This is a genomic window from Micromonospora sp. CA-244673, from assembly GCF_050948395.1.
Lineage (GTDB): Bacteria > Actinomycetota > Actinomycetes > Mycobacteriales > Micromonosporaceae > Micromonospora.
The window spans coordinates 2,636,051-2,650,862 of the sequence record NZ_CP192019.1 but is presented as its reverse complement, the minus strand read 5'-3'; the positions used below and the strand labels follow the sequence as shown (position 1 = coordinate 2,650,862).

General features: G+C 74.7%; 17 protein-coding genes. 8 read left to right on the top strand and 9 right to left on the bottom strand.

Going from position 1 to position 14,812, the window contains the following annotated elements:
- Positions 1 to 329: 329 nt before the first annotated feature.
- Positions 330 to 545, bottom strand: a complete 216-nt coding sequence (locus ACQP12_RS12360) for a hypothetical protein (RefSeq protein WP_433287584.1) — start codon at positions 543 to 545, stop codon at positions 330 to 332.
- Between the two features lie 92 nt (positions 546 to 637).
- On the opposite strand from ACQP12_RS12360, the gene gdhA reads away from it, so the two are divergent.
- Both gdhA and ACQP12_RS12350 read left to right on the top strand, forming a co-directional pair.
- Positions 638 to 1,975: an NADP-specific glutamate dehydrogenase gene (gdhA, locus tag ACQP12_RS12355; RefSeq protein WP_357944703.1), complete on the top strand. Its 1,338-nt coding sequence runs from the start codon at positions 638 to 640 to the stop codon at positions 1,973 to 1,975.
- 165 nt (positions 1,976 to 2,140) lie between these two features.
- Entirely contained in the window at positions 2,141 to 3,508 is a 1,368-nt protein-coding gene (locus ACQP12_RS12350; protein ID WP_433287582.1) for an alpha/beta hydrolase family protein, read from the top strand.
- A 68-nt stretch (positions 3,509 to 3,576) separates the two neighbouring features.
- Here the strand turns inward: ACQP12_RS12350 and ACQP12_RS12345 are convergent, their stop codons facing one another.
- Together ACQP12_RS12345 and ACQP12_RS12340 are read right to left on the bottom strand one after the other, a co-directional pair.
- Positions 3,577 to 4,152: a hypothetical protein gene (locus tag ACQP12_RS12345; RefSeq protein WP_357950863.1), complete on the bottom strand. Its 576-nt coding sequence runs from the start codon at positions 4,150 to 4,152 to the stop codon at positions 3,577 to 3,579.
- A gap of 544 nt (positions 4,153 to 4,696) precedes the next feature.
- On the bottom strand, positions 4,697 to 5,449 hold the full coding sequence (locus ACQP12_RS12340) for a DedA family protein (protein ID WP_433287580.1): 753 nt from the start codon (positions 5,447 to 5,449) through the stop codon (positions 4,697 to 4,699).
- A gap of 185 nt (positions 5,450 to 5,634) precedes the next feature.
- Here ACQP12_RS12340 and ACQP12_RS12335 point away from each other — a divergent pair, with 185 nt between their 5' ends.
- Positions 5,635 to 5,793: a hypothetical protein gene (locus ACQP12_RS12335; protein WP_433287578.1), complete on the top strand. Its 159-nt coding sequence runs from the start codon at positions 5,635 to 5,637 to the stop codon at positions 5,791 to 5,793.
- Between the two features lie 87 nt (positions 5,794 to 5,880).
- Positions 5,881 to 6,672, top strand: coding sequence for an MOSC domain-containing protein (locus ACQP12_RS12330; RefSeq protein WP_433287576.1), 792 nt, complete (start codon positions 5,881 to 5,883; stop codon positions 6,670 to 6,672).
- 9 nt (positions 6,673 to 6,681) lie between these two features.
- Here ACQP12_RS12330 and ACQP12_RS12325 read toward each other — a convergent pair whose 3' ends face one another.
- The 5 genes from ACQP12_RS12325 to ACQP12_RS12305 form a co-directional block, all read right to left on the bottom strand.
- Positions 6,682 to 8,136: a protein kinase domain-containing protein gene (locus tag ACQP12_RS12325; RefSeq protein ID WP_433287574.1), complete on the bottom strand. Its 1,455-nt coding sequence runs from the start codon at positions 8,134 to 8,136 to the stop codon at positions 6,682 to 6,684.
- A 109-nt stretch (positions 8,137 to 8,245) separates the two neighbouring features.
- Positions 8,246 to 8,449 carry a hypothetical protein gene (locus ACQP12_RS12320; RefSeq protein WP_357944685.1) on the bottom strand — a complete coding sequence of 68 codons (204 nt, stop codon included), beginning with the start codon at positions 8,447 to 8,449 and terminating at the stop codon, positions 8,246 to 8,248.
- Between the two features lie 2 nt (positions 8,450 to 8,451).
- Positions 8,452 to 9,498: a LacI family DNA-binding transcriptional regulator gene (locus tag ACQP12_RS12315; RefSeq protein WP_433287571.1), complete on the bottom strand. Its 1,047-nt coding sequence runs from the start codon at positions 9,496 to 9,498 to the stop codon at positions 8,452 to 8,454.
- 86 nt (positions 9,499 to 9,584) lie between these two features.
- Positions 9,585 to 10,472, bottom strand: a complete 888-nt coding sequence (locus ACQP12_RS12310; RefSeq protein ID WP_433287569.1) for a helix-turn-helix domain-containing protein — start codon at positions 10,470 to 10,472, stop codon at positions 9,585 to 9,587.
- 109 nt (positions 10,473 to 10,581) lie between these two features.
- Positions 10,582 to 10,836, bottom strand: a complete 255-nt coding sequence (locus ACQP12_RS12305; protein WP_433287567.1) for a DUF397 domain-containing protein — start codon at positions 10,834 to 10,836, stop codon at positions 10,582 to 10,584.
- Between the two features lie 251 nt (positions 10,837 to 11,087).
- Here ACQP12_RS12305 and ACQP12_RS12300 point away from each other — a divergent pair, with 251 nt between their 5' ends.
- On the top strand, positions 11,088 to 11,723 hold the full coding sequence (locus ACQP12_RS12300) for a GGDEF domain-containing protein (protein ID WP_357944675.1): 636 nt from the start codon (positions 11,088 to 11,090) through the stop codon (positions 11,721 to 11,723).
- A gap of 70 nt (positions 11,724 to 11,793) precedes the next feature.
- Here ACQP12_RS12300 and ACQP12_RS12295 read toward each other — a convergent pair whose 3' ends face one another.
- Entirely contained in the window at positions 11,794 to 12,288 is a 495-nt protein-coding gene (locus tag ACQP12_RS12295; protein ID WP_433287565.1) for a type II toxin-antitoxin system PemK/MazF family toxin, read from the bottom strand.
- 148 nt (positions 12,289 to 12,436) lie between these two features.
- Between ACQP12_RS12295 and ACQP12_RS12290 the strand changes: the two genes are divergently transcribed.
- From ACQP12_RS12290 to ACQP12_RS12280, 3 genes are all read left to right on the top strand, one after another.
- Positions 12,437 to 12,859, top strand: a complete 423-nt coding sequence (locus ACQP12_RS12290) for an OsmC family protein (RefSeq protein WP_433287563.1) — start codon at positions 12,437 to 12,439, stop codon at positions 12,857 to 12,859.
- 120 nt (positions 12,860 to 12,979) lie between these two features.
- The gene (locus tag ACQP12_RS12285) at positions 12,980 to 13,498 is read left to right on the top strand and encodes an NUDIX hydrolase (RefSeq protein ID WP_433287561.1); all 519 of its coding nucleotides are present in this window, start codon (positions 12,980 to 12,982) and stop codon (positions 13,496 to 13,498) included.
- Positions 13,499 to 13,538: 40 nt separating this feature from the next.
- Positions 13,539 to 14,774 (top strand): hypothetical protein, encoded by a 1,236-nt coding sequence (locus tag ACQP12_RS12280; protein ID WP_433287559.1) that lies wholly within the window; start codon positions 13,539 to 13,541, stop codon positions 14,772 to 14,774.
- Positions 14,775 to 14,812 lie beyond the last annotated feature (38 nt).

Sequence of the window (14,812 nt, the reverse complement as noted above, 5' to 3'; positions counted from 1 at the left end):
GGCGCTCAAAGGGGAAAGTCTTGGGGGATCATCCAGCGCGCGGGGCGGGGCCTCTTCGTCGCGCCGGGACCATGTACAACGACCGCCGGGCCACCGTCATTCCCGGCCGAGCAGTCCCGCCTCGGCGGGCTGTCACGCGGGCCGGTCACCCCGTCGGGCGGGGCGTGGTCCTCGGTCGTTCACATGGATACAACGACCCCGGCCCGCCGGCCATTCCGCCGCCGGGATGCCGCCAGTCACCGCACGAAACGGACACCCCGCGCAGTCCGGGACGGTCGGTGGAACGCCATGGAGGTATCCCGGCACCGGAGACATACATGAGGTTCCACTCAGCGACCGAGGCCGCGTGTGAACCGGACATTCCACCCACGCGGCACTCCGAGCCGGCCGATTGTGGCCGAGCACGCCGATCCAGGCGGCGGCGCCTCCCCCGCCTCCTCGGTGAGCTTGAGGAGGCGACAGGTCAGCTCGGCGTCCCCGGTGCCGTTGGCCGCGTCCAGCCAGGCGCGGGCATCCCCTGCCGTCTTCCAGATCAACTCGTCCACCCACGCGGTGAACCGGACGGCGGTGACGATCCGTACCCCGGGGCGGTGGTGGCGACGAGGCCGGCACCGGGACCGGAAGGGACGTGTCCGTGATGCCGGAGACCGTCGAGACGGTGTTCGCGAACGTGGTCAAGCGGAACCCGGGTGAGCCCGAGTTCCACCAGGCCGTACGGGAGGTGCTGGAGAGCATTGGGCCGGCCCTGGCCCGCCACCCCGAGTACGCGCACGCGTGCGTCATCGAGCGGATCTGCGAGCCGGAGCGGCAGGTCATCTTCCGGGTGCCGTGGGAGGACGACCACGGCCGGGTCCGGGTGAACCGCGGTTTCCGGGTGGAGTTCAACAGCGCGCTGGGCCCGTTCAAGGGTGGTCTGCGCTTCCACCCGTCGGTCTACCTGGGGATCGTGAAGTTCCTCGGTTTCGAGCAGATCTTCAAGAACGCGCTGACCGGCCTGCCGATCGGCGGCGGCAAGGGCGGGGCGGACTTCGACCCGAAGGGCCGCTCGGACCGCGAGGTGATGCGGTTCTGCCAGAGTTTCATGACCGAGCTGTACCGGCACATCGGCGCGCAGACCGACGTGCCGGCCGGGGACATCGGGGTGGGTGGCCGGGAGATCGGCTACCTGTTCGGCCAGTACAAGCGGATCACCAACCGGTACGAGTCGGGTGTGCTCACCGGCAAGGGCCTGTCGTACGGGGGTGCGCAGGTGCGGCGGGAGGCGACCGGCTACGGGGCGGTCTTCTTCGCCGAGGAGATGTTGAAGCAGACCGGGGACAGCCTGGACGGCAAGCGGGTGGTGGTCTCCGGCTCCGGCAACGTGGCCATCTACGCGATCGAGAAGGTGCACCAGCTCGGCGGCACGGTGGTGGCGTGCTCCGATTCGGACGGCTACGTGCTGGACGAGAAGGGCATCGACCTGGCCCTGCTGCGCGAGTTGAAGGAGGAGCACCGGGCCCGGCTCGACGACTACGTCCGGCACGTGCCGCACGCGGTGGCGGTCTCCGGTCGTACCGTCTGGGAGGTGCCGTGCGATCTGGCGCTGCCGTGCGCGACGCAGAACGAGATCGGCGGCGCGGAGGCCGCGGCGCTCGTGGCCGGCGGCTGTGTCGCGGTGGTCGAGGGGGCGAACATGCCCACCACGCCGGAGGCCGTGCGGATTCTCAGCCGGGCCGGGGTGCGGTTCGCCCCGGGCAAGGCCGCGAACGCCGGCGGGGTGGCGGTGAGCGCGCTGGAGATGCAGCAGAACGCCAGCCGCGACTCGTGGACGTTCGCCCAGTCGGAGCAGCGGCTGCGGGAGACGATGCGGGACATCCACGCCCGCTGCTGGACCACCGCCGAGGAGTACGGGCTGCCGGGCGACTACGTGGCCGGGGCGAACATCAACGGGTTCCGGCGGGTGGCGGAGGCGATGCTGGCACACGGGTTGGTGTGAGCGGCCACTGTGGTCGGACCGGCCGAACTTGGCTGACCGTTCGGTCAGTCAACGATTGACAGGTTTCGAAGCCCGTCCTAGGTTCAGGGCGCTACCGGCCGGTAGGCATCCGTCCCGCCTGGCCGCCCCCGTCCCGGGGCGGCACCCGTCCCCGGGGGAGCACCGATGCTGACCTCACCCACCCGCCTCCTGCGCCGGCTGCTCGCCGCCGGCGCGGCCCTCACCCTCGCGGTCGGCCTCGCCGGCGCCGCGCCCGCCTCCGCCGCCGACCGTCAGGACGACGGCACCCAGCCACTGCCCGGCTACACCATCAGCAACCCGCCGCTCGCGCCGCTGGTGATCGACGGCGCCACCACCACCGTCCGGCAGGGCGTGCACGCGCACGCCGGCTTCATCATCGAGACGCCCGCGAAGTGGAACGGCGACCTGGTGATGTGGGCGCACGGCTACCGCGGCCAGGGCACCGTGCTCGCCCCCGAGCCGCCGGGCTACGACCTGCGGCAGCGGGTGCTGTCGCAGGGGTACGCCTGGGCGTCGTCCTCGTACGACCGCAACGGCTACGACATCCGCTCCGGCGTGCTCGGCACCCGGGATCTGGCCGACCACTTCGCCCGCACGGTGAAGCGGCCGAAGCGGGTGCTCATCGCCGGCGTCTCGATGGGCGGGCACATCATCGGCCGGTCGCTGGAGCAGTACCCGGGCTACTACGACGGTGCGCTGCCGATGTGCGGGGTGCTCGGCGACCAGGAGCTGTTCGACTTCTTCCTCGACTACAACCTGGTCGCGCAGGCCCTCGCCGGGGTGCGCGCGTACCCGACGCCCGACGACTACCTGACCGACGCGGTGCCGCGGATCCAGGTGGCGCTCGGGCTGGCCGACCTGAAGCCGGGCGGCCCGGACACCACGAACGACCTCGGCAAGCAACTGCGGGCCGTCACCGTCGAGCGGTCCGGCGGCCCGCGGCCCGGCGCCGACGCCGCCTTCGCGGTCTGGAAGGACTTCCTGTTCAGCATCACCGTCACCGACGGCGGCGACTCCCCCGCCCAGCGGCCCGGCCAGCTCGCCACGAACCTGCTCACCCGGTACGCCCCGAACAGCCCCGTGAACGTCAACGCGAGCGTGCAGCGGGTCGCCCCGGAGAACCTGCGGCAGCGGCTGTCCCCGACCCTGACCGAGGTGCCGCGGATCAGCGGCCGGCCCACCGTGCCGGTGCTCAGCCTGCACGACCTGGGCGACCTGTTCGTGCCGTTCGGCATGGAGCAGGCCTACGCCCGGGACGTCGCGTGGCACGGCCGCAGCCGGCTGGTGGTGCAGCGGGCGATCCGGGCCGCGCAGCACTGCGAGTTCAGCCCGGCCGAGGCCGGCGCCGCGTGGGACGACCTGGTTTCCTGGGTACGCACCGGCAAGCGCCCGGCCGGCGACGCGGTCACCGACCGGAAGGCGGTGGCGGCACCGGACTTCGGCTGCCGGTTCAGCGACCCGGCCGCCTGGGCTGCCGGCTCGGGGACGCGTCGCCTGTACGCGCCCTGCTGACCTGATCCGGATACGCCGCTGGCCGGCACCCCGGTTTCGGGGTGCCGGCCAGCGGTCGGTTGTTCGGGTCAGCTGTTCCAGTTGTGGGCGACGATGTCGGCGGCCTGCTGCTCCCACTGCGCGTACGCGTCCGGGTAGGCCGACACCTGCACGGTCTGGGCGGCCTCGGTCAGCGGCATGTCCTGCCAGCCGTCGACCTGCTTCAGACCCTTCTCGAAGGCCAGGGTCGAGTACTCGGGGTCGGTGATCTGCTCCGGCGTACCCCAACCACTGGACGGGCGCTGCTGGAACAGGCCCAGCGAGTCGTGGTCATTCTTGTCGCCGAGGTGGCCCAGGTTCTCCAGCTTCGACTCCTGCAGGCTCGTGGCGATCGAGATCACCGCGGCCCGCTCCGGCAGGCCGGCCTTCTTCGTGGCGGCGATGATCGCCTTGGCGTTGGCCAGCTGCTCGTCGTTGAGGTCGATCTTGGACTGGGCGCCCTGCACACCGTGCGGGATCAGCTTGTCACCCTGCACCGCCACGGCGGCCGGCTTGCCCTCGACCGGACGGGCGTCGGCGTGGGCGGCGACCGGACCGGCGAAGATCCCACCGGTGAAGGCCAGACCAGCAATACCCAGCACACTCTTACGCAGCATCGTGTTCATGGGGGTAGCTCCATTCGGGGGTTGGCGCACACCCGGGCCGACGGGGTCGGCAAGGGGTGGTGTGCGCAAGCACCGTCAGGCGCTCAAGAAAGTCTTAGGGGATCATCCAGCGGACGGGGCGAAGCCTCTTCGTCGCGCCGGGACCATGTACAACGACCGGCGGCCCACCATCATTCCCGGCCGAGCAGCCCCGCCTCGGCGGGCTGTCACGCGGGGGCGGGCTGTCACGCGGGCCAGTCACCCCGTCGGGCGGGGCGTGGTCCTCGGTCGTTCACCCGGATACAACGACCCCCACCCGCCCGCCATTCCGCCGCCGCGATGCCGCCGGTCACCCCGCGAAACGGACACCCCGCCCAGACGCGGACGGTCGGTGGAACGGTATGGAGGTATCCCGGCCCCGGAGACATCAATAGCCTTCCACTCGACCCGCCGGGGCAGGGCAGGAACCGGACATCTCGCGACAACCAACCGGGATCTTGGAGGGTTCCCGCTCGGTCCGAGCGGCAGCTCACCCAGGATCCGGGTGAATGAAGCAGAGGCGAGGTCAGTGGTCTTCGGATTCCTCCGGGTTCCACCAGCCGCCCCGGTAGAGGGTGCCGCGGGGAGGATCGGCCGGGGCGGGGCGCGGGCGGCGGGCCCGGCGTACCCGGCTGAACACGAACCACCCGACCGCGCCCACGCAGACCACGATGACCACGTTCTGCACCGTCCCGACGTACGCCTCCACGACGTGCCAGTTCTCGCCGAGCAGGTAGCCGGCCAGCACGAACACGCTGTTCCAGATGAGGCTGCCCAGCGAGGTGAAGAGCAGGAAGACCGGCACGGGCATCCGTTCCACGCCGGCCGGGATGGAGACGAGACTGCGGAAGATCGGAATCATCCGGCCGAGGAACACGGCCTTGACGCCGTGCCGGAGGAACCACGCCTCGGTGCGGTCGACATCCTCCAGTTTGACCAGTGGCAGCCGGCCGACGAGGGCCCGCATCCGGTCCCGGCCGAGGGCCGCGCCGATCTGGTACAGGGCCAGCGCGCCCAGCACCGACCCGAGGGTCGTCCACGCGATCGCCCCGAGCAGGCTCATCCGCCCCTGGCTGGCCGTGAACCCGGCCAGCGGCAGGATCACCTCGCTGGGGATGGGCGGGAAGAGGTTCTCCAGGGCCACCGCGAGGCCGGCCCCGGGGCCGCCGAGCCGTTCGACGAGGCCGGTGACCCAGCCGACGGGTCCTTCGCCGGCCGGCTCCGCGGCGCGCGGGGCCGCCACCCGGGGGCCGACGAGGAGTTGCGCGTTTCCGATCATCCGACAACGTTACGAGGTGACCTGACCGGCGACCACGAAAACCGGAGCCCACTACCCGCGAGCCGGCTCATGGTTCGGCGTCTGGTCGTGGCCGGCGCCACCGACCCGATCGGTGTGCCACCCGGCCCCGCTCGGGCCGCTCGCCTTCGGCCCGGCGTTCCAGCGGGCAGCGTCAAGGACAGGACGTGCGCCGGGGACGCGTCCCGACGACCCTCCACTGCGTACGGGACGGCCGGCTGGGCATCGCCTACCTGGTCGCGATGCTGTCGGGGGCGTCGTTCTTCCGGGATCCGCCGGCCGTCGGCCCGGTGACCTACGGTGGCTCCGAGACGGGGAGGCGATGACGGGTGGGAACCGAGGCGACGGGTGGGGACCGAGGCGACGGGTGGCGGCCGGTGATCGGTCGCGTGGTGGGCCTTCGGCGTTACCCGGTGAAGTCGTTGCTGGGTGAGGATCTCGACGCGGTGGCCGTGGACGCGGCCGGGCTGGCCGGGGACCGGCGGCTCGCCCTGCTGCACCGGGAGACCGGGAAGGTGGCGAGCGCCAAGAACCCGTACCGGTGGCGGGCGCTGACCACCTGGCGGGCCACCGGCGGCGACGGCGCGGTGCGGATCGCGCTGCCGGACGGCCGGAGCGTGGCGGCCGGCGACGACGGGGTGAACGACGTGCTCTCCGCGCTGCTCGGCACGCCGGTGACGCTGGTCGGCACCCCACCGCCGGACGCGGTGCTCGAACGGTCCCGACCGGAGGAGGTGCTCGCCGCGGGGGTGGCCGTGCCGGTGCCGGTGGACGAGGGACGGCTCGGGGGCGCGGCGCCGCCGGGCGGCTTCGTCGACTTCGCCCCGGTGCACCTGCTGACCACCGCGACGCTGCGGCGGATCGGGGCGGAGCTGCCGTCCGGCGCGGTGGACCCGGTGCGCTACCGGCCGAACCTGGTGGTGGACACCGCCGGCGCCGGGTTCGAGGAGAACGACTGGCCGGGTCGGGAGCTGCGGATCGGCGCCGAGCTGGTGCTGCGGGTGCTGGCCCCTACGCCCCGCTGCGCGGTGCCGACGCTGGCGCACGGCACGCTCCCCCGCGACCCGGAGGCGCTGCGCGTCCCGGCCAGATTGAACCGGGTGGTGCCGCTGGACGGGCTGGCGCCGCAGCCGTGCGTCGGCGCGTACGCGCAGGTGGTGCATCCCGGGCAGGTCCGGGCGGGTGACCCGGTGCAGCTGGCCTGAGGGGCCGGCTCAGCCCTCGCCCCGGCCGCCCCCGCGCAGCCCCGCGTAGCTGTCGAGAAGGTCCTGGAGGGCGGCGGCCGTGCCGTCGTCGAGCTTGCCGTCCTCGGCCAGGTCGTCGATGCGCTCGCGCAGGTCGTCGACCCGCTTCGCCCGGTCCTTGGGCTTGCCGCGATCCAGCTCGGCGGCCTTCTCGCGCAGGTCGTTCGCGGTCTTCGGCTCGATCCGGCCGTCGCCCACGGCCTGGTCGACCACGTCGGCGAACTGCGCGGCGAGCTGGCGCAGGGTGACCGGCGCGGGCCGGGTGTCGGGCGGGCCGGAGGTGGCCGGACCGGACGGCGTCGACGGGCTCGGCTCCTCGGCCGGCGCCGTGTCGGTCGAGGGACCGGTCGACGGGCCGGCGACCGGCCCGGTGCCGGTCGGTGTGTCGGAGTTGTGGTCGAGCAGCAGCGTGCCGACCAGGGCGAGCAGCAGCACCACCCCGGCGGCGACCAGCGCTCCGACGAGGCGGTTCGATCGGGCGGCCGGGCGCGCGGGCGGCGGCGGGACCGGGCGGGGGGCCCGCTCGATCAGCGTCGGCGGGTGTTCCGGCCGGGACACGGTGGGCAGGATCGCGGTCGGCGGGTCGGCCGGCTGGCCGGCGCCGAGGCGGGTGGCGAGCTGGGCGGCGGTGGGGCGCCGCGCCGGGTCCACGGCCAGGCAGGCCAGGGTGAGCTCGGCGACGTCGGCGGGCAGCCCGGGGATGCGCAGCGGCGGCACCGGGGGCCGGTGGGCCCGCACGTCGAGCACGTCGTCCCAGGTCTGCACGGGCAGTGGGGCGCGCCCGGTGAGGGTGCGGTAGAGCAGGGCGCCGAGGGCGTACACGTCGCTGGCCGGGTTCGCGGGGCCGGGGGTCATCCGTTCCGGCGCGAAGTACGCCGGGGTGCCCATGAGCAGCTCGCCGGTCTGCCCGGCGAGGGGGTGCCGCGGCCCGGCCAGGGTGGCGATGCCGAAGTCGAGCACCTTCGCCCCGGTCTCGGTGAGCATCACGTTGCCGGGCTTGATGTCCCGGTGCACCACGCCGATCCGGTGTGCGGCGGCGAGGGCGGCGGCGATCTGCCCGGCCAGCCGGACGGCCTCCGGCCAGGCGAGCGGCCCGGCGGTCAGCCGGTCGGCGAGGGTCTGCCCCTCGACCAGCTCCATCACCAGGTAGGGCACCACCGAGGCGTCGGGGAGGGTGGCCTCGCCGTAGTCGTACACCTGGGTCACGTGCGGGTGCGTGAGCCGCGCCGCGGCGCGGGCCTCGCGCTGGATGGTGGCGCGCAGCTGCGGGTCGGCGGCGAGCTGGGTGGCGAGGGCCTTGACCGCGACGGGGCGGTGCAGCACCTCGTCGTCGGCGCGCCACACCTCGGACATCCCGCCGAGCCCGATGCGCTGGCGCAGGACGTACCGATCGTGCAGGCGCAGCGAGGGCGTGAACGGCGACATGGTGGTCCAGTGTGCCTGGCCGGCGGGGCAGCACCCAACCCGGTGCCCGGTTCCGCGCCGATCGGGCGGTTCCGGGCCGATCCGGGTGGCGCCGGCCACCGGCCGGGAGTCAGGACTGGCAGGTGGGGCGCGCGGCGGGGCGGGGCTCCATCCGGTCGGCGAGGCGGCGCAGGGCCGCCGCGGTGGCCAGCCGGGTGGGCGCCAGCCGGGGCGCGCGGGGCCGGTCGGGACGGATCGGGGCGTCGGGGCGGGCGGAGTTCACGTGCCGCGTCACGGCGTCGACGGCGAGGACGAATCCGGTGGAGTGTTCCATGGTCAACTCCTGGGGACGGGACCGGTGGAGGTCCGGACGACGAGATCGGTGGGGAGCAGGAGGTGGCCGCCGGCCGGGTCGGCCGGCGGCTCCAGCAGCAGCGCGGCGGCGAGCCGGCCCTTCTCCTCGGCCGGCTGCCGGACGGTGGTCAGGCCCGCGTCGGCGGCCTCGGCGACGTCGTCGAAGCCGGTGACCGAGAGGCCCGAATGCGGGCCGGCCGCGTCGAGCACTCCGAGCGCCAGCACGTCGGAGCAGGCCAGTACGGCCGTGGGCGGGTCGTCGCCGGCCAGCACCGGTGCGATGGCCGCGGCGGCGGCGGCCCGGCTGTTGCCGGTGGCGTTGACCACGGTGATCTGCGGCCAGGGGACGCCGACGGCGGCGAACGCGTCGGCGAAGCCGGTGAGCCGGCCGTGGGTCGTGGGGCGGGGGGCGTCGCCGGGATCGGCCAGCCGCAGCGGCCCGGGCGGCGCGTCGGGCAGCACGGTGTCGCCGAGCAGGACCACCCGCCGGTGTCCGAGGCCGGCGACGTGGGCGGCGACGGACCGGGCCGCGGCCCGCTCGTCGATGCCGACGAAGCGGTCGGCGGGGCCGGCCGCCGCGGGTGCGGTGGTGACGAGGGGCAGCCCGCGGTCCCGGATCGCCCCGAGCACGTGCTCCTCGTCGCCGACGCAGTAGACGCAGAAACCGTCGACGGCGGCGTTGTCCACGGCGGCCCGGGCCCGGTCGCGCTCGGCGGGCAGGGGCACCAGCAGCAGGCTGGTGCCGTGCTGCTGGGCCACCTCGCCGACGCCGGCGAGGAAGCGCACCGCGAACGGGTCGGTGAACGCGTAGGACAGCTCGGAGGTGAACAGGACGCCGATCGCGCCGACGAAGCCGCGGCGCAGCGAGCGGGCGGTCGGGTCGGGGCCGGGGTAGCCGAGGCGGCGCGCGGCGTCGAGGATCTTCGCCCGCAGCGCGGCGGAGAGCTGGTCGGGCCGGCTGTAGGCGTTGGAGACGGTGCTGCGGGAGACGCCCACCGCGTTCGCGACGTCCTGCAGGGTCGGCTTCACCGGTCTGCCCTTCTGAATCGATTCAGTACTGTATCGATTCAGAACCTACTCCGCCCCTCGGCGGGCGTCAACCGGAAACCGTCCCGTCAGGCCGGGTAGAGCTCGTCCCGGATGCGGACCAGCAGCTCGGGGGTGCGCTCGGGCGGTGCGGCCTCGCCGCAGAGCCGCTCCATCGCCGTCGCGTAGTGGTCGAGGTCGTCGCGCTTGTCGAGATAGACCGCGCTGGTCAACTGCTCGATGTAGACGATGTCCGACAGGTCCTCGTCACCGAAGCGCAGGATGCTGAAGGCGCCTCCGGCGGCGGCGTGCCCACCGGCGGCGAACGGGACGATCTGGAGCCGGACGTGCGGCGCGGCCGTCGCCTCGATGAGCGCGTCGACCTGCTCGCGCATGACCGCCGGACCACCGACGGGCCGCCGCAGCACCGCCTCGTCGAGCACCGCCCAGAGCTGCGGCGGATCGCTGCGGCGCAGCAGCTCCTGGCGCTCCATCCGCAGGCGCACGCGGCGGTCGACCTCCGCCGGCGGGGCGCCGTGGTGGCCGAGCAGGACCACCGCCCGGGCGTACGCGGGGGTCTGGAGCAGCCCCGGGACGAACTGCACCTCGTACGTGCGGATCAGCGCGGCGGCGGCCTCCAGCCCCAGGTAGGACTGGAACCAGCCGGGCAGCACGTCACCGTAGCGCTGCCACCAGCCGGGGCTGTTCGCGTCGCGGGCGAGCCGGAGCAGCGCCGCCCGCTCGTCGGGCGCGGCGACGCCGTAGAGGGTGAGCAGGTCGGCGACGTCGCGCTCCTTGAAGCCGACCCGGCCCAGCTCCATCCGGCTGATCTTGGATTCGGAGGCGCGGATCTCCCAGCCGGCGCTCTCCCGGCTCACCCCGGCGCCCTCCCGGAGCCGGCGCAGCTGCGCACCGAGCAGCATGCGCAGCACGGTCGGACCGCTGGTCGGGGCTCCCTCGACGGGCACCGTCGTCACCTGGCCGTCCTCTGCCGACTGTCCTGACCGGACACCCAGCCCGGCGAGGAGTAAGCATGCCATGGACCGACAGTGAGGTGAACTCCTCCGGACGGAGGATGCGGTCCCGTCAGCGGGACGGCGGGCGGGCGATCAGGTGGTCGAAGTCGCCGTCGCGAGCGCCGAGCACGAAAGCGGCGATCTCGTCGACCGTGTAGATGAGCGCCGGACCCTCGGGGTGCCGGGAGTTGCGCACCGCGATGCCGCCGCCGTCGGGCAGCTCGGCCAGCTCGACGCAGTTGCCGCTCGGGTTGCTGCGCCGGCTCTTCTGCCACCGCACCGGCGGCAACTCGCTGGTGGGTACGCCGTTCGAGGGGGGTCGCATGGGGGCGTCCTTCGCGGGAAGAGCCAGCCGGTGCCGCGGGGAGGAGCGGTGGGTGGCGACGGGGGCCGTCTACTGAGGACGGAGATGCACGTGCATCTGCTATTGCATCTGCAATGGACAGCGAGCATGATATCGCACGTGCGGTGTACCCGGACGTTCACGTTCGGTTACCCGGATCCCGGTTGCGAGCAGACAGAACAGGTCCGGCCCGGCACCGTCCGGCGAGGCCGGGTCGCCGTGAGGGAGGGCGCGTGCCGGATCCGATGACCGTCGCCTCCGGCATCTCCGCAGCTGGCGCCCTGGTCTCCGCCTGGCAACTGCGCCGCCGGGCGCTGCGCGCCGAGGCCGAGATCGAGCTGCTCCACGCCGAGCTGGAGGCCGAGCGGCACGCGGCCAGCCACGACCCGCTCACCGGGCTGCCCAACCGGCGGGCCTTCTTCCGGCTGGCCGCCACCCTGCTCACCGACGCCGCCGGCAAGCCGCTGGTGGCGATCGTGCTCGACCTCGACGACTTCAAGCAGGTCAACGACCGATACGGGCACGCCGCGGGTGACCAGGTGCTGGTCAGCGTGGCGCAGCGGCTGGCCGCGTTCGCCGGGGACAACCTGGTCGCCCGGCTCGGCGGCGACGAGTTCGCCGGCCTGCTGGTCAGCCCGACGGTGGACCGGCGCTGGATCGAGCACGCCACCCGCCGGCTCTGCGAGGCGCTCGCCGCGCCCATCCCGCTGGGCGCCCGCAGCGTGCGGGTGACCGCCTCGGTGGGGCTCGCCCCGGTGCACGGCCCCGCCCAGCTCACCGACGCGCTGTGCCGGGCCGACGCGGCCATGTACCAGGCCAAGACGGTCGGCGCCGCCCGCGCGGCCCGCCAGCTCGTCGGCGAGTACTGAACCGGCCGGCGGTCAGCCCGGCCGGGACTCCCCGGCGGCCCGGGCCACGAGCGGGCGCTCCGCCCGCCTGTCAGCGCCAGCCGTAGCCGGCCCGCAGCGCCTGACCCACCCGGTCGAACCGCCGCCGGTCCAGCACCGCGCCCTCGCGGCGGATGCTGTCCTCGCGCATGGTGAGCACCCGGTCCAGGCGCACCCAGCTGGGCCGCTGGTCCCGGTCCCACTCCCCCGGGCCCAGTGCCAGCCAGTGCCGCTGGCCGTTCCGGTCGCTCTGGCTGGACAGCATCAGCCCGAACAGGGTGCGGCTCTGCCGGCCCACCACCAGCACCGGGCGGTCCTTGCCCTGCCGGGGGTCGTCCTCGTAGGGCACCCAGGTCCACACGATCTCCCCCGGGTCGGCCTGGCCGTCCAGCTCCGGCGCGTACGCCAGCTCGCGCCGCTGCAACGCGCTGACCTGGCGGCGCCGGGCGACCTGGGCCGGGATCGGCCGGGCGGTAGGGGTGGGCGCGGCCGCGCCCCCGGTGATCCGGCCGAGCCGCGACGCCACGTTCCTCAACAGACTTGCCACGGCGGGCAGCCTATCTCCCGGCCCGGAAGGGGCGCGCGGCGGCGGAGGTGGCCCGGGTGGTCGCCGCGGGTTCCGACTGAAGCGCCGATCGCCGCCGGCCGGCCCGGGGTGGTTGACTCGGGCCTGGTCGGAAGCGGAGGTGGTCGAGATGACCTTCGAGGTACGCACGCGCAGCCTGCCGGGCCGGCCCGCGGCGATCGGCGCGGCGGGCCCGTTCACGCTGGTGGTGGACCGCCCGGCGGACGGCGGCGGGGACGGGCTGGGCTTCAACGGCGGGCAGCTGCTCTACCTGGCGGTCGCCGGCTGCGTCTCGAACGACCTGTTCCGCGAGGCGCGGGCGGCCGGAATCACGCTGCACCGGGTCGAGGTGACCGTGCACGGCGACTTCACCGGTGACCCGGCGGTCTCCACCGAGGTCGGCTACGACGTGCGGGTCGAGGGCGACGCGACCGACGAGCGGCTGCGCGACCTCGTGGCCCGGGTCGACGCCATCGCGGAGGTCCCCAACTCGCTGCGCCGGGGCACTCCGGTCCGGCTGCGGCACACCGAGGTGGCCAGCGGCACCGGCTGACCGGGGTCCGAACGGGGCGGCGAGCCCGCCGTGCCGGGCGCGGATCACGGCGACGATCACGGCCCGATAGCCTGGGCGGGCGCCGGGCCGGGTGCCGCCGCCCCGGCGGAAGGGAGTGCCGTGCATCCGGATCTGCCCCGCGACCTGCCGTTGTTCGAGCGGCAGGCGGTCCGGCTCGTGGTGCTGGACACCACCGACCGGCTGCTGCTGTTCCACACCCGCGACCCGGACCATCCCGTGCTGGGCACCTGGTGGGAGCTGCCCGGTGGCGGCCTCGACGCCGGAGAGACCTACCTGGAGGCGGCCGTACGGGAGTTGCGCGAGGAGACCGGCATCGTGGTCGCGCCGGCCCAGGTGGGCGCGCCGACCTGGCGGCGGCGGGCCAGTTTCCGGCACCGGCAGCGGCGGCACCTCCAGGACGAGGTGGTGGTGCCGGTGCGGCTGCCCGGGCCGGGACCGGACGTGGACGAGGCGGACCGGCTGGACTACGAGGTGGAGGACTACTTCGGGTTCCGTTGGTGGCCGGTGGCCGAGGTGGTCGCCGACCGGCCGCGCTGCTACCCGGGGCGGCTGCCGGAGCTGCTGCCGGCGTTCCTGGCCGGCGAGGAGATCGACGAGCCGTTCGAGCTGTGGTCCTGACCGGCGTGCCGGCCGCGCCGCCGACCGGCACAGTGGAGCGGTGAATCCTCTCCACGCACCCCTGGCCCACTACGCCGAGCGGCTGCACCGCGCCGCCGGCGCCGCCCACCACGTCGCCTCGCCGCTGGGCGCCTGGCTGCTGCTCGCGCTGACCGGTCCGGCGGCCACCGGCGAGGCCCGCGCGATCCTCACCGAGGCGCTCGGCACCGACGCGGACGACGCCGCCGCGGCGGCCCGCGCGCTGCTCGCCGAGCCGCACCCGCTGGTCGCCGCGGCCACCGCGCTGTGGGAGCGGACCCCCTTCGAGCAGTTGGCCGGCTGGCGGGCCGGCCTGCCGGAGCGCACCGAGCGGGGCCCGCTGCCCGACCAGCCGGCGCTGGACGCCTGGGCCCGGGAGCGCACCGGCGGCCTGATCGAGCAGTTTCCGGTCGCCGTCACGCCGGACACCCTGCTGATCCTGGCCAGCGCGCTGGCCACCCGGGTGTCCTGGGCCGACCCGTTCCGGGTGGCGCCCTCCGGTGAGCTGGGGGCCGGCAGCGCCTGGGCCGGCCGGCTGCGGCGGGTGCTGCGCACGCCACCGTGGGGGCACCGCTGCTGGGTGGCGGCCACCGACCGGGCCGGCGACGTGGCGGTGCACGCCGCGCCGGCCCGGCCGGCGGACGGCGGGGCCGGGCTGCTGGTGGTGTCGGTGGCCGCCGCGCCGGACGTGCCGGCGGCGGACGTGCTGGCCGCCGCGCAGGACCTCGCCGCGACGGCCGCCACCGTCCCGGGCGGGGCCGAACCGGGCCGCCGGTCGCTGTTCGACCTGTCGCTGGGCGAGACGCCGCTGTGGACGCTGCGGGAGGAGCCGACCCGGACGTTCGCCCGGGACGGCCGGGAGGAGCGGGCCGAGGCGGTGCTGCCCTGCTGGTCGGCGGAGAGCCGGCACGACCTGGCCCCGGCCGGGTTCGGGTTCGACGGGGCGGCGCGGGCCCTGGGCGCGCTGCTCGGGCTGGCGGAGCCGCCGTTCGAGGCGGTGCAGTCGGCGGTGGCCCGGTTCGGGCGGTACGGCTTCGAGGCCGCCGCGGTGACCGCGTTCGCCGTTCCGACCGGGCTGCCGCCCGAGGGCGTCGCGCGGGTCGCGGAGCTGCGGTTCGGGCACCCGTACGCGGTGGTGGCGGTGGCCACCGACGACGCGGGCGGGCCGTGGCACGGGCTGCCGGTCTACTCGGGGTGGGTGGCCGAGCCGGCGGAACTGCCCGAGGACGAGGCGGCGGACCCGCCGGCGCGGTGGTGAGCGTGGGGGCCTCCGGTTGCCGCCGGAGGCCCCCACCG

Excerpts from the sequence above, each read along its gene's own strand:
- gdhA (WP_357944703.1), top strand. The coding sequence starts at position 638 with ATGCCGGAGACCGTCGAGACGGTGTTCGCGAACGTGGTCAAGCGGAAC.
- ACQP12_RS12350 (WP_433287582.1), top strand. The coding sequence starts at position 2,141 with ATGCTGACCTCACCCACCCGCCTCCTGCGCCGGCTGCTCGCCGCCGGC.
- ACQP12_RS12345 (WP_357950863.1), bottom strand. The coding sequence starts at position 4,152 with ATGAACACGATGCTGCGTAAGAGTGTGCTGGGTATTGCTGGTCTGGCC.
- ACQP12_RS12340 (WP_433287580.1), bottom strand. The coding sequence starts at position 5,449 with ATGATCGGAAACGCGCAACTCCTCGTCGGCCCCCGGGTGGCGGCCCCG.
- ACQP12_RS12325 (WP_433287574.1), bottom strand. The coding sequence starts at position 8,136 with ATGTCGCCGTTCACGCCCTCGCTGCGCCTGCACGATCGGTACGTCCTG.
- ACQP12_RS12320 (WP_357944685.1), bottom strand. The coding sequence starts at position 8,449 with ATGGAACACTCCACCGGATTCGTCCTCGCCGTCGACGCCGTGACGCGG.
- ACQP12_RS12305 (WP_433287567.1), bottom strand. The coding sequence starts at position 10,836 with ATGCGACCCCCCTCGAACGGCGTACCCACCAGCGAGTTGCCGCCGGTG.
- ACQP12_RS12290 (WP_433287563.1), top strand. The coding sequence starts at position 12,437 with ATGACCTTCGAGGTACGCACGCGCAGCCTGCCGGGCCGGCCCGCGGCG.